Annotated in this window: 14 protein-coding genes; 11 read left to right on the top strand and 3 right to left on the bottom strand. The window is 53.9% G+C overall.

The window, feature by feature from the left end; translation table 11 throughout:
• Positions 1-69 precede the first annotated feature (69 nt).
• The 5 genes from prfA to FOE74_RS00310 all read left to right on the top strand — a co-directional run bounded on the left by prfA (position 70) and on the right by FOE74_RS00310 (position 5,050).
• Positions 70-1,143 (top strand): peptide chain release factor 1, encoded by a 1,074-nt coding sequence (prfA, locus tag FOE74_RS00290; protein ID WP_149096614.1) that lies wholly within the window; start codon positions 70-72, stop codon positions 1,141-1,143.
• A 103-nt stretch (positions 1,144-1,246) separates the two neighbouring features.
• Complete coding sequence (locus FOE74_RS00295) at positions 1,247-1,657, top strand: hypothetical protein (protein WP_149096615.1); 411 nt, start codon at positions 1,247-1,249, stop codon at positions 1,655-1,657.
• A 62-nt stretch (positions 1,658-1,719) separates the two neighbouring features.
• Positions 1,720-3,147, top strand: a complete 1,428-nt coding sequence (locus tag FOE74_RS00300; protein ID WP_149096616.1) for a hypothetical protein — start codon at positions 1,720-1,722, stop codon at positions 3,145-3,147.
• A 13-nt stretch (positions 3,148-3,160) separates the two neighbouring features.
• Positions 3,161-3,583, top strand: a complete 423-nt coding sequence (locus tag FOE74_RS00305; protein WP_149096617.1) for a secondary thiamine-phosphate synthase enzyme YjbQ — start codon at positions 3,161-3,163, stop codon at positions 3,581-3,583.
• 192 nt (positions 3,584-3,775) lie between these two features.
• Entirely contained in the window at positions 3,776-5,050 is a 1,275-nt protein-coding gene (locus tag FOE74_RS00310) for an endo-1,4-beta-xylanase (RefSeq protein ID WP_188687135.1), read from the top strand.
• A 109-nt stretch (positions 5,051-5,159) separates the two neighbouring features.
• On the opposite strand, the gene FOE74_RS00315 is transcribed toward FOE74_RS00310, so the two are convergent.
• On the bottom strand, positions 5,160-7,430 hold the full coding sequence (locus FOE74_RS00315) for an ATP-binding protein (protein ID WP_149096618.1): 2,271 nt from the start codon (positions 7,428-7,430) through the stop codon (positions 5,160-5,162).
• A gap of 157 nt (positions 7,431-7,587) precedes the next feature.
• On the opposite strand from FOE74_RS00315, the gene FOE74_RS00320 reads away from it, so the two are divergent.
• Positions 7,588-7,887 carry an antibiotic biosynthesis monooxygenase family protein gene (locus tag FOE74_RS00320; RefSeq protein WP_149096619.1) on the top strand — a complete coding sequence of 100 codons (300 nt, stop codon included), beginning with the start codon at positions 7,588-7,590 and terminating at the stop codon, positions 7,885-7,887.
• A 15-nt stretch (positions 7,888-7,902) separates the two neighbouring features.
• Here the strand turns inward: FOE74_RS00320 and FOE74_RS00325 are convergent, their stop codons facing one another.
• Positions 7,903-8,475, bottom strand: coding sequence for a hypothetical protein (locus FOE74_RS00325; protein ID WP_192576569.1), 573 nt, complete (start codon positions 8,473-8,475; stop codon positions 7,903-7,905).
• 172 nt (positions 8,476-8,647) lie between these two features.
• The gene (gpmI, locus tag FOE74_RS00330; protein WP_149096621.1) at positions 8,648-10,183 is read right to left on the bottom strand and encodes a 2,3-bisphosphoglycerate-independent phosphoglycerate mutase; all 1,536 of its coding nucleotides are present in this window, start codon (positions 10,181-10,183) and stop codon (positions 8,648-8,650) included.
• Between the two features lie 140 nt (positions 10,184-10,323).
• On the opposite strand from gpmI, the gene FOE74_RS00335 reads away from it, so the two are divergent.
• From FOE74_RS00335 to FOE74_RS00355, 5 genes are all read left to right on the top strand, one after another.
• Positions 10,324-10,725 (top strand): DUF4783 domain-containing protein, encoded by a 402-nt coding sequence (locus FOE74_RS00335; protein ID WP_149096622.1) that lies wholly within the window; start codon positions 10,324-10,326, stop codon positions 10,723-10,725.
• 124 nt (positions 10,726-10,849) lie between these two features.
• Positions 10,850-11,707 (top strand): carboxylating nicotinate-nucleotide diphosphorylase, encoded by an 858-nt coding sequence (gene nadC / locus FOE74_RS00340; RefSeq protein WP_149096623.1) that lies wholly within the window; start codon positions 10,850-10,852, stop codon positions 11,705-11,707.
• Between the two features lie 171 nt (positions 11,708-11,878).
• Entirely contained in the window at positions 11,879-12,478 is a 600-nt protein-coding gene (locus tag FOE74_RS00345) for a YcxB family protein (protein ID WP_149096624.1), read from the top strand.
• A gap of 41 nt (positions 12,479-12,519) precedes the next feature.
• Positions 12,520-12,837, top strand: a complete 318-nt coding sequence (locus FOE74_RS00350; RefSeq protein WP_192576570.1) for a YajG family lipoprotein — start codon at positions 12,520-12,522, stop codon at positions 12,835-12,837.
• 81 nt (positions 12,838-12,918) lie between these two features.
• Positions 12,919-13,206 carry a heavy metal-binding domain-containing protein gene (locus FOE74_RS00355; RefSeq protein WP_149096626.1) on the top strand — a complete coding sequence of 96 codons (288 nt, stop codon included), beginning with the start codon at positions 12,919-12,921 and terminating at the stop codon, positions 13,204-13,206.
• The last annotated feature ends 17 nt before the right edge of the window (positions 13,207-13,223 follow it).

Below are 13,223 nucleotides of genomic sequence, written 5' to 3' on the forward strand. Positions count from 1 at the left end.
CCTAAACGTCCACGCGAAAATGCGCCGGAAATTATGTATCTTTGCGCCCTGAATTAAGTAAAGCAGAAGATGTTAGATAAACTGGAAGCCATAAAACAGCGGTTTGAAGAGGTAAATGAGCAACTCATCCAACCAGATGTAGCCAGTGACCTGAAACGATATAAGTCTCTGAACAAAGAGTTCAAAGACCTGGAGAAGATTGTGGCTGAATACGAGCGCTACAAGCTGCTGCTCAGCAACATTGAGCACACCAAGGAAGTCATTGCCACCGAGAAAGACGAAGACTTCCGGGAGATGGCCAAGGAAGAACTGGACGAACTCCTGCCCCAGCGCACCGAGATGGAGGAACGCATCAAAGAAATGCTGATCCCCACCGACCCAGACGATAGCAAGGACATCATCATGGAGATCAGGGCCGGCGCCGGCGGAGACGAGGCCTCTCTGTTTGCTGGTGACCTGTACCGCATGTACAGCCGCTTCGCGGAGAAGCAGGGCTGGAAGATGGAGGTGATTGACGTAATGGAAGGCACCGCCGGTGGCTACAAAGAGGTCATTGTAGGCATCAAAGGTGAAGACGTGTACGGCAAGCTAAAGTTTGAATCTGGCGTGCACCGCGTGCAACGCGTACCTGCCACTGAAACAGCCGGCCGTATCCACACCTCGGTGGCCTCTGTGGTGGTATTGCCCGAAGTAGAGGAACTGGACGTGGAACTGAACATGAACGATATCCGCAAGGACCTGTTCATGTCTTCGGGCCCGGGCGGACAGTCGGTGAACACTACGTATTCTGCTGTACGCTTGACGCACATCCCTACCGGTATCGTGGCCCAGTGCCAGGACCAGAAATCGCAGCTCAAGAACTTTGACAAGGCCCTGGCCGTGTTACGTTCCCGTATCTACGAGATTGAGCTGGCCAAGAAAAATGAAGCCGAAGGCGCTCAGCGCAAAAGCATGGTAGGCGGCGGCGACCGGTCAGACAAGATCAGAACCTACAACTACCCCCAAGGCCGCGTCACCGACCACCGGATTGGCTTAACCGTGTACAACCTGCCCAGCGTGATTGATGGCAACATTGATGAGTTCGTGGAGCAGCTCCGGATCGCTGAGAACGCCGAGCGTTTGAAAGAAGGTGCCCAGGCCTAACTGAAATAATAAAAGGAAGCGCAGCTCATAAGGCTGCGCTTTTTTGTTACTGCCGTTTTAAGGCTATTATTGAGAAACCAGGCTAAAACCAAGCAGCAAAAGCATGAGGAAATCCATTTTTACCAATTCAGTTTTCTATTGGGCAATAGTTTTACTTTTAAGCGTATTGCTTCTTTGGAATTTGTTCTCAGTGGTTGCATACGCACATTTCCTTGGCCTCCTTCCCTTGGCCATACAAGGAGTTTTACTTACCCTTATTTTCAAGAAGCATGAATATGCAAGAAATGGACTTAAAATGTGGGCTATTGTTTTCCTACTGGTAAGCTCAGGTCTTCGGCTTTTTGGAAGTCTGCTTGGTAGCTTACTGGACGGTTTCATAGATAATTTAGCGTTCTATATAACCAATGTTGTATCTATTTTAATTGGAATTGGTATTGTAGACTACACTAACAAAACGGTTAAAATAGAAATGGTGATAGATGAATATGAAGCCAACGAATCATATTCGTCTTAACAAGTTGTCTCATTCAATGTAGTGTCATCCAACACCGCAAGAGTATATTTACCATCCATAATATGACTGATCGCTTACCCTTGCCCGTTCTTTATCAAGTACGCACTTGGCTGCAGGGCTTGGCTATGGTAGCACTTGTGGTGGTTAGCATTGCTTCCTGCACGCCCCGCGAAGAAGAAATCACGCCCAGCGCCAGCGCCCTGCTTCGGCTGGAAGCCGATACCGTGCTCTTTGACACGGTCTTCACCCAGGCAGGCAGCGTGACCAAGCGCCTGAAAGTCTACAACCCCAACAAGAATGCCGTCAGGATCTCGGAGATCAAGGTAGGAGGGTTACAAGGATCACCTTTTCAGGTGGTGGTGAACGGGGTGCCGGGGCCCCAGGTACAGAACATTGAGCTGCGGGGCAAGGACAGCCTGCTGGTCTTGGTGAAAGCCACCATTAACCCCAACGCGCAGGAACAGCCGTTCCTGGTGCAGGATTCGCTCCTGTTCCTGACCAACGGCAACCAGCAGAAAGTAAAACTGGTGGCGTATGGGCAGAACGCGGCCTATTACCAGGGCCACTACCTCACTAGTCCCGCTGAGGTCTGGACGGCGGCCAAAGCGCACGTGATCTATGACTCCGTCACGGTGCCAGCGGGCCAGACCCTCACCATCCAGAAAGGCAGCCAGGTGCATTTGTACCGCAACGCTAAGATAAGGGTACTGGGCACCCTGAAGGTGGAAGGCGAGCACGAGAAGCGGGTGGTATTTCAGCAGGTGCGCAAAGAGGAGCAGTACCGCAATGCGCCCGGTCAATGGCAGGGCCTGGAATTTTTGCCAGGCAGCCAGAACAGTGAGTTGCGCTACGTAGAAGTGAAGAACGCCGTCACGGGCCTGTACCTCAAAGCCACCGGAAACCAGGTGCCGCAAGTCACGCTTCGGCACGCTTTTCTCAAAAACATGCTGCAAACGGGTGTGCTGAGCCACGGCGGCAATGTGCGCCTGGAGAACTCCGTCATCACCAATTGCGGCGAGTACGCTTTGGCGGGCCTGGGCGGGGGCCGGTATGAGGTGGTGTTCAGCACCCTGGCCAATTACGCGAACGAGTTCATCCGGCTGGGGCCTTCTTTCCTGTTCCAGGAACGGCTGGAGGCAGGTGGCAGACTGGTGCGGGAAGGAAGGTACGCGGTACTGGTGCAGAACAGCATCTTGTGGGGGCGGCAAGCCGAAGAATTGAAGTTCAGTGACATGACGGGTTCCTCCAGCAGAAGCATCCAGCACTCCTTCCTCAAAACCCAAGCCTACCAAAGGGAGTTTGACAAAAACGGCAATAAAATCAACGTAGACCCTTTGTTCCGGGACGCGCCCAAGTTCGATTTCCAGCTCATCAAACTATCGCCGGCCAACGCCGCCGGGGCTCCGGTGTCCGGAATCACCGTTGATTATGAGAACAAACCCCGTGACGCGCAAAAGCCCGACGCCGGCGCATTTGAAGTAGAATACTAATCCCTTTTCGCTTATGAAGTGGTTCCAGAAAACGCTCCGTCTGCCGGCCGTGAAACGCGGCTTTCACCTCATCACCGACTTGCTGGAGGCGCAGCTGCCTGAACTGGAGGAAATAGAAGTAGGGCTGGCGCATATCTACATCCAGCACACCTCGGCCAGCCTTTCCATCAATGAGAACGCTGACCCAACCGTGCGCCACGACTTTGAGCAGCACTTCAACCGCATGGTGCCCGAGAACGCCCCCTACTACCGCCACACCCTGGAGGGGCCTGATGACATGCCCGCGCACATCAAAGCTTCTCTCATGGGGGCTTCCGTGTCCGTACCCATCACCAGAGGGCAATTCAACCTGGGCACCTGGCAGGGCATCTACCTCTGCGAGCACCGCGACCACGGCGGCAAGCGCACCGTGGTGGTGACGCTGCAAGGGCAATAGCCGCTTCACTTACTCTCCGGGTCCGTGCTTCCTCTTCAACTGCGCAGGCTTGAAATTACTTTCTTCCTAAATAATATTTTATTGTTGCAATCGGTTGCAGTTAGGTGAAAACTATCTAACTTGAGGTAATGCTTTGTCTGTGAGGAGGTAAAAGTCCGTAGAAGAAGCAGTATTCACTCTTAACTGCGTCACATGCCACACCTTTACCGCCTCTTTTTGTTGACCCTGGCTTTTTGTGGCCTGCAAGCCACCAGCCACGCCCAGACCGGGCCCATTGCGCAAGGGAAGCCTAAGTTCCTGGGCAATATCTTCAGCAGCGCCCAACTGCCCGGCTTCAACCAATACTGGAACCAGGTAGTCCCCGAGAACGCCGGTAAATGGGGAAGCGTGGAAAACACCAGAGACGTCATGAACTGGACCGAGCTGGATGCGGCCTACAAACTGGCCAAAGACAACGGCTATCCGTTCAGAATGCACGTGCTGGTCTGGGGAAACCAGCAACCCGCCTGGATTGAAACGTTGTCTTCAGCGGAGCAATTGGAGGAAATCAAAGTGTGGTTTGAGGCAGTGGCCCAACGCTACCCCGCCATTGACTTCCTGGAAGTGGTGAATGAGCCTATCAATGACCCGCCTACCACGCCGGGCAGCGGCGGCGGAAATTACGCCAAGGCCCTGGGCGGCAGCGGAGCCTCTGGCTGGGAATGGGTGGTGGCCTCTTTCAGGTTAGCGCGGCAATATTTCCCCAAAACTACTAAGCTCATGATCAATGAGTACAGCCTCACCAACAGCAGCAGCCGCGCTGCTACGTATGTGGGCATCATCAACCTGCTGAAGGCCGAGAACCTGATTGATGCCGTGGGCATACAAGGGCACTACTTTTCTACCAAAGGCATTGCGAACCCTACCCTCACCAGCAACCTGAATCTGATTGCCGCCACCAATTTGCCCATTTACATCACAGAGATGGACATTGATGACCGCGCTGGCACGCAGCCCCCCGCAAACCAGACCGTGGCAGACCAATACCAGCTAGACGAATACAAGCGGATCTTCCCGCTTTTCTGGGAACACCCCTCCGTCCGGGGGATTACGCTGTGGGGGTACCGCCCGGGCATGTGGCGCACCGAACAGGGTGCCAACCTCATCAGAAGCAATGGCGAGGAACGGCCTGCCCTTACCTGGCTCCGGGCCTACGTGGCGGCTACCTTGACCGCTTCTAAAGAAGAGGCACTTCCTACGTGGCAGGTCTATCCTAACCCCGTAACCCAGCAGCGCCTGATTTTTACAGGATTGGGAAAAAAGAGCCTGCTCAGCATTGTAGACATGAAAGGCACCCTCTTGAAAAAGATGGAGGTGAAAGGCCTTGCCGCTCAGGAAGAAATTGCCTTAGACCTTCCGCCGGGCATGTACATCCTTCGGGTGCAGCAAGGTGATTTGGTGGCCACCAGAAAGGTAGTAGTGCAGTAAACGGCTGTTCTGTTACATACTTGGCCATGCCTTCATTAACCTAAACCTTTGGGTAAAACCCCTGACACCAGGAACCAGGCAATCAAAGCCGGCTTGCTGAAACAAGGTTTCAGGCCTGTTCTGAAGGAAGTAAGGTTAAAGTAGCTCTCCCAGGGATTTGGGAATGCCCCATCTGGCCAAAATGAACGGTGAAGGTGGTGCCTTTCCCTACCTGGCTGTCTACCGTTATGCTGCCGCCCAACGCTTTTACCTGCATGTTGGTAAGGTAAAGCCCCAAGCCTTTGGAGTGTTCTGTGCGGTGAAAAACCTTGTACAACCCAAACAGCTTGTCGCCCACCTTGTTCAAATCCATGCCCAGGCCGTTGTCACTAACTGCCAGGTGCAGGGTGTTACCTGTACGCCAGCTCTTGACTCTGACCACTGGTGGCCGGTCTGGTGAACGGTATTTCAGCGCATTGGAGATGAAATTATGCAGTATGCTTTCTACATAAAGCCTTGGCATAAAAAGAGTAAGCACCTCCAATTCAGTCACCACCTGAGCCCCGGTTTGCTCTATGGTAGCAGCCAGGTTCTGGGTCTCCTTTTCAATGAGTTCCGCCAAAGACACTTCCTCATGAAGAAGTTGCTGCACCAGGTGCGTCTTCAGGATGACATTCACATCCTCAATGGTTTCTCCTATGTTGTCACTGATCCGCTTTACGCTTTCCATGGCGTACACGGCCCTTTCCTGCACGGGCTCATCAGTATAGTACTGGTGCAGGGCTTTGATATTGGCAAGCGGCGCCCTGAGGTTGTGGGCAATGATATAGGCAAAGTCCTTTAACTGCGCGTTTCTGGTGCGTAACTGATCTGCGTTGAGTTGTAGCTCCTGGTTCAGGCTGTGTAATTCCGCCGCCTGGTTCCTTAGCCTGATGGCGATAAGGTCTTTCAGTAACATCTGCGCGACCTCTACCTCATTCTGGGTCCAGGGCAGTGATTTGCCTTTGATGACCTCTTCCCATTTCTCAAATGACTTTCTGGGGTGCAGGCGCAGGCCCTCGCCTACCTGTGGCTTCTGCGGATTGCCCGCCCAGGCCTTGATCTCTTTTATCTCGGGCTTAAAGAACAGCAGGTATTCCTGGTTGTAGCGGGAGATCTCCAGCGCCAGCAAACCACTGGCCACTTCTTTCAAAGCCGCCGCCGCGGGCCATTCCACAGACAACTGGCGAGTGAAGAACACCCCCTCAGACACCTGCTCAGAAAGCCATTTCACCAGCCCTCTGATTTCCTCCTGCGGTGGGGTATGGCCAACGGTAGTCAGGGCGCCATCTAACAAGAGAGCGGCCCCATGGCTTTCTGTGATTTCCAGCAACGTGGGCGTCTGCCCAAACAGACCCTGAGGTATGCTAAGGCCGCTGCCCAAACGTTTTACCAGGGTGCGCTTAACCTGCCTGTATTGGTTAAACTGCTCGTGGTCCCGTTTCTCCATGATAGAGGCGATCACAGTCCCCAGGGTTTTGGCCACCAGGTCACCTAACTGCCGCCGCCAGACCTCAATATAGGCGGGCTTTATGTTATGGCACGCCACCACGCCCCAAAGTTGGTTCTTCACCAGAATAGAGAAGGAGATGGTGGCCGCCACGCCGGCATTCCGGAGGTACTCTAAGTGGATCTCAGAAGGATTACGCAATTCAGAGCGCAGGATATTGGTGGGCTCTCCGGTACCGGGGTTGTAGTACGGGAAAATCTCCACCGCCTGGGCATTCACATCCGGGATCTGCCGCACGTGTTTCTGCCGCAGCAATTCCCGGGCCGGGGCCGGAATGTCAGTGGCCGGGAAATGATGCCCTACAAAAGACGGCACATCCGGCGCACAACTCTCGGCAATCACATCAGAGTTCCATTCCTGGTCAAACCGGGTGATGTCCACGCGGTCATACTGCAGAATTTCCCGAAGGGTATGGGCCACAGCCTCGGCCACTTCCTCCAGGGTGAACAAGGCGTTCAGGCGGTTGTGGAGTTGGCTGAGAAGGGTGTTTTGGTGCATCTTCTCCGCATCTGGGCAGGGGGCTGCGGGCTCACATTCCAGAAGGAGTTTTGAACCCGTTTTCTGAAGAAAGGCCACAAACGGGGTGCCGCTTAAAGAGAGAAAATAGGTACCGGGCACCTGTGGGTCAAAAGAAGTGTCTGCAGGCCCAAAAAGATTCCGCAGGGGCTTGCCCAAGACTTGTTCCAAGGCCAGGGGCAGGTAATCTCCCACATTCTTACTGGCCTGTTCAACCTGCAGACTGATTGGGTCTAACACCAGCAAAAAACCATGGGGTTGGATGCGCCCAATCAGGTGAATGGGTTCACTGTCACAGTTAGAAAGGTCAACGTGATAATTATGGTAGTTTTGCATGCGGTTCCTACATCCTGGGCAGAGATGTTAGCGCCTTATAAAGGGTAGGGAAAATCAGTCAGGATAGAAACGCCCCAAATTCGCTAACTTACAGCTTTTCCTTCACCCATCACTTGGCGGCCTTTGCCAGTGCAAAGCTAGTCTTTAATTCTATTGTATGTTCGTTTCCCTCAGTTCGTTTACCATCGCCAATGACACCGAAGCCAGTGTAAAAGAGGCTTTTAGAAATAGACCCCACCTGGTGGACAACGCACCCGGTTTCCAGAGGCTGGAGGTGTTATCGCCGCAGGACAACCCCAATGAGATCTGGCTTATGACGTACTGGGACGACGAGGAAAGTTTCAAGACCTGGTACAAAAGCCACCAGTACCAGGATTCGCACAAGGGCATTCCCAAAGACACCAAACTGGTACCGGGCAGCGTGAAAATCCGGTATTTCTCTAAAATCACTGAATAAACGGAACAGGAAGACTTAGCGGCCGGGCACCACTTCCCCGGTTACACTATAGTGGTCTGCCTCCATCAGAAGCAGTTTCTGCATTTCATCCAACTGGTACCGGGTCAGGCGCCCCGGTGCGCCCGAGCGGGCCTCCAGGTGCATTCGTTTCCGGGTTTTGAAGAGCATGTTTTCCTGCACAATAGTAGCTTGCAGCCGCACCAACTGGTCCTGGGAATCCAAGGTATAGGTGACTTCCTGCACATTGGTGGCGGCATCTTCTTTGGCCTGATAGCGCAGCACCTGCTGCCCTAGCGCATTGGTAGACTCCGTTTGGGTGAAAAGTCCCTTTAGAGCTGGCTTGTTGATGTCAGCATCAGCAAAGGGTGCCAATTCCTCTGCCCAGTTAAGCGCCTCAATGATTTTTGACTCTTTTTTGGCACCCGCCTCAGAAACGGTTTTATGGCTGGCTGCTTTCTGCTGCTGCAAGGCCTGAGCTTCCTGGTCCAGGAAACCCACCAGATCATAGGCCTGGTGCGTGCTCTGCATCACGGGAGCTATGGTCTCGTCTTGGCAGGAGGTTGCCCCCATCCAGAAAGCAGCAAGCAAAACCAGGTTTGAGGTCTTACACCAGGAAGAAGCAGAGAAAAGCACAGACATAGAAAAACAGAAAAGAAAGTTCAGGTGTATTTGGCCTGTTTTACGCAAAACAGCATAGAAACGGAGGCAGAAGAAAGCAAGGGTGCTCTTTTCTGCCTCCGTTTTTAGAAAAGGCATCTTCCTATACGATAGAAGGCATAAGCAGAGACGTGCCTGTCATCTCTGCCGGGGCCGGTACATCTAGCAGAGCCAGCACGGTAGGGGCAATATCGCCTAGTTTGCCGTCCATCAGTTCCCCTTTGTACTCTTCATCGGCTAAGATGATAGGTACCAGGTTGGTGGTATGGGCGGTGTTGGGCGTACCGTCTGGGTTGCGCATCATGTCGGCGTTGCCGTGGTCTGCGATGATGATGGAGGCGTAGCCATGCGCCAGGGCAGCGGTCACCACGGCCTGGGCACATTGGTCCACGGTTTCCACGGCTTTCACGGCGGCCTCAAACACCCCGGTATGGCCCACCATGTCGGGGTTGGCGAAGTTGAGGCAGATGAAATCGGCGGTCTCGGCCTCAATCTCCGGCACAATGGCGTCTCTGATGTCAAAGGCGCTCATCTCGGGCTGCAGGTCATAGGTAGCCACCTTAGGCGAAGGGCACAGCAGGCGTTTCTCCCCATTGAACGGCAACTCGCGGCCGCCGGAGAAGAAGAAGGTTACGTGCGGGTATTTTTCTGTCTCCGCAATCCTGATCTGGGTTTTGCCGGCTCTTTCCAGCACTTCGCCCAGCGTGTTGGCCAGATTGTCTTTGTCAAAGATGGGCTGCACGCCCACAAAGGTATCGTCGTAATTGGTGAGGGTGTAGTACCGCAGGCTCAGCGGGTGCATGTCCTGCTCGGGGAAGGCGCGCTGGGTCAGGGCCTGGGTGATCTCGCGGCCCCGATCAGTCCTGAAGTTAAAGCAGATGACCACGTCGCCCTCCTCTATATGGGCCATCGGCTCGCCGTTCTCATTCAGGCAGACAATGGGTTGGATGAACTCATCGGTGACGCCGTTGTCATATGACTCCTGCAGGGCCTCGCGCCAGTTGACAGAGGCTCTTCCCTGGCCGTGCACCAACAGGTCATAGGCCAGTTTCACGCGCTCCCAACGGTTGTCGCGATCCATGGCAAAGTAACGGCCAATGATAGAGGCAATCTTTCCGCCGGTGGTGTTCAGGTGGTTCTGCAGGTTGGTGAGGTAAGCGAGCCCGCCTTTGGGGTCGGTGTCACGGCCATCGGTGAAAGCGTGCACATACACGTTCTCCAGGCCTTGCTCCTGTGCCAAGGAGCACAGAGCTTTGAGGTGCTCAATATGCGAATGCACGCCGCCGTCTGACACCAGGCCAATGAAATGCACCGGCTTGCCGTTTTCGCGGGCGAATTGGAAAGCATCCTGCAATACCGGGTTCTGGCCCAGGGTCTTCTCCCTGATGGCTACGTTCACCTTCACCAGATCCTGGTACACCACGCGCCCGGCCCCCAGGTTCATGTGACCCACCTCAGAGTTGCCCATCTGGCCTTCGGGCAAGCCCACAGCCTCACCGGAGGCCTCCAGGCGGGCATGCGGGAAGCGGTGGAACAGTGAATCCATGAAAGGGGTATTGGCGTGCGCGATCGCCGACACGGACGGGTCTGTTCCCAAACCCCATCCGTCTAGAATCATCAAAAGTACCTTTTTGCTCATGCGCGTAAAGATACAAGGCTGCCCGGAAAAAGAAGCGTCTGCGGTAGCAATATGGAGATTTGGTGTATCTTTAAGGGCCTGAACTTATCTGCCTTTGGCATAGTTTTGGCATAGAACAGGTATAACTTGCTTACAAAAACATGAAAAATCTAAAGAGATTGATGGCGATGACCATGGTGCTGTTGGGGATGCTGGTGGGCACCGGACCGGTAGCGGCTCAATCTGACGTGATGGGCGGCATTCAGGCGGCTATCAAATCTGGCTCTTCCCGTGACCTGGCCCGCTACTTCAATTCCAAGGTAGACGTGAACATTGGCGGCGACAACGGCAACTACAGCCAGAGCCAGGCAGAGATGGTGGTACGTGATTTCTTCAGCAAGAATACCCCTATGGGCTTCAGCTTTGACCACCAGGGCGGGTCTGAAGACGGCCAGCGCTACGCCATTGGCAAGTACAACCACAAAGGGGGCCGTTACAACGTGGTGGTGAAGGTGAAGAAATACGGCGACTCCTATAAGATTGACACCATAGAGTTTAAGTAGAAAAACAGTTTCAGGCAGGTCTTTCCCGCCAGGCTTTCTACTATAAAGTAAATATAATTGCCCTCTCAGGGGCATTCCGCAGAAAAGGCACCGATTGTTCGGTGCCTTTTTTTATTTTTGCATCGTGAAAGCATCCTATCTTACCCAAGAAGGCATCAGGGCCTTTATCCGGCAGGCCCTGCAGGAAGACGTAGCCGAGGGCGACCACTCGTCGTTGGCTTCCATTCCGGAGAGCGCCACGAACCAGGCTAAGCTCCTGGTGAAGGACCGCGGTGTGTTGGCGGGGGTGGAACTGGCCTGGAAAATCTTCCATGAAGTAGACCCCACGCTCCGTTTAGAGGTGATTTTACAAGACGGGGCCCAAATCAGCCACGGGGACATTGCCTTCACCGTGCATGGCAAAGCCCAGTCTATCTTAACGGCGGAGCGGCTGGTGTTGAACTGCATGCAGCGCATGAGCGGCATTGCCACCTACACCCAAAGCCTGGCCAAACTCATTGAAGGCACCGGTGCCAAGTTGCTGGACACCCGCAAGACCACGCCTAACTTCAGGATGATGGAGAAATGGGCGGTTCTCATTGGCGGCGGCACCAACCACCGGTTTGGCCTCTATGACATGATCATGCTCAAAGACAACCACGTAGACTATGCAGGGGGCATCAGGCAAGCCATTGACGCCACCCACCGCTACCTGGAGAAACTGGGCAAACCGCTCAAGATAGAGTTAGAGACCCGCAACCTGGACGAGGTACGCCAAGCCCTGGAAACCGGTGGCATTGACCGCATCATGTTAGACAACTTTGAGATACCTTTGCTGCGCGAAGCCGTGGAACTGATTGCCGGCCGCTATGAGACCGAGGCTTCAGGCGGCATCACCGAGAAAACCATCAGAGCCGTGGCCGAGACGGGAGTGAATTTCATCTCAGTAGGAGCCTTGACGCATTCTAACCGCAGCCTGGATCTGAGTTTGAAAGCGTTTTAATAGAAGCAAGATTCAAGACGCAAGATTCAAGACGCAAGATTCAAGACGCAAGATTCAAGACACAAGACAAAAAGTAAAACAAAGAGGAGGGCTGGAGAAGTAAGGAGAGGTGGTAGAAAAGAAGTCTTACATCTTATGTCCTGCGTCTTATGTCCATTTACAAAGTAGATTATGCAACAACCAAATCAACGCGGTGGCCAACGGGTACAGCAACAGCAGCCTTTCAACCCCCTGGCTATCCGCACGAAGAAGAACCAGTTAGATAAGAACGATTACGCCAAGATGGCGCTGGTGCAGGTCTGGAAGAAAGAATGGTGGCGGGCGCTTATTCCGCTGGTGCTGTTTTCCTTGCCGGCTGCCTTCGCTTTCTCCTGGTGGTGGGTGGCCGGTGCCGTGATCATGACGGTGCTGTACGTACTGGTGCGTTCTGCGCAGGTCATGGGCGTGACCCAGATGGAGCAGAGCAACGTGCTGTTTGAGCGCGTCATGTTTGAGATTGACCAGCGCCAGATCCTCATGAAACGCAATGACCGCGAAGGCATGACCCTGCAGTGGGACATGATTGAGCGCGTGACCCAAACCAAAGACGCCTACCAGATGTACCTGAAAGGCCCCGCCGCAGACCAGTTGCCCAAAGGCTGGAAAGGCTGGTTGGCCAAGAACTTCAACGTGCCGGTGTTCCTGCACCTGCCGTTCAAGATTTTCAACAGCCCCAATGACATCAAGCTCATGGAGTCGCTGTTGCGCAGAAAAAACTTTATTCCCGCGTAAGCGTCTAAACCCAGAAACCCGTTTACGATCTAAATTTCCTGATGATGATAAAAAACACCCTGTCCGTTTTCGCCCTGGCCGGTGCGCTTATGTTGGCCTCTTGCAGCAGTGAACCTTCTGATCTGCGTCCAGAGACAAAGGTTTCCGCTGACAGTGTTCCTCCCGGAATGCGCAACAACACCTCTAACATTGACAATGGCAGAAGCGAAGCGGAAGTGACCCGCCCTGACGTGAACATCAACCATGATGAGCACGAGAATCAGACCAAGCCCGGTGCAGAGAAAGGTACCCGCCCTGAACAGAAAAGCGTGAACAAAGAAGCGGTAGAAAATAACGCAGCCGGAAAAGTCCAACAATAATCACTTATACCGGAAGCCCGTTCCTGGCCTGTTTTTCTTAAAACACCCCAGGAACGGGCTTCGGCGTACCTTCTATTTTCCATGAGACAGATTTTTATGACCGGGGCCATGGCCCTGGCCTCTATGGCTTTCATTTCTTCCTGCAACAGCTCCCCGTCTGCAGAGCAACCTGCCACCAACGCACATGCCACCCAGCACGGCACGGCCGCAGACAGCACGGCTACCCAGGCGGGACAAATGGCCTACATATGCCCCATGCAATGCGAAGGCAGTGCCAGCATGGAGCCTGGCAAATGCCCGGTTTGCAAGATGGACCTGGAGAAGAACCCTGCCTTCCAGGCTTCCGCAGACAGCACCGCCACGCGGTAGGGCAAGGCTCCCGGGCC

The organism is Rufibacter glacialis, assembly GCF_008271745.1.
GTDB classification, from domain to species: domain Bacteria; phylum Bacteroidota; class Bacteroidia; order Cytophagales; family Hymenobacteraceae; genus Nibribacter; species Nibribacter glacialis.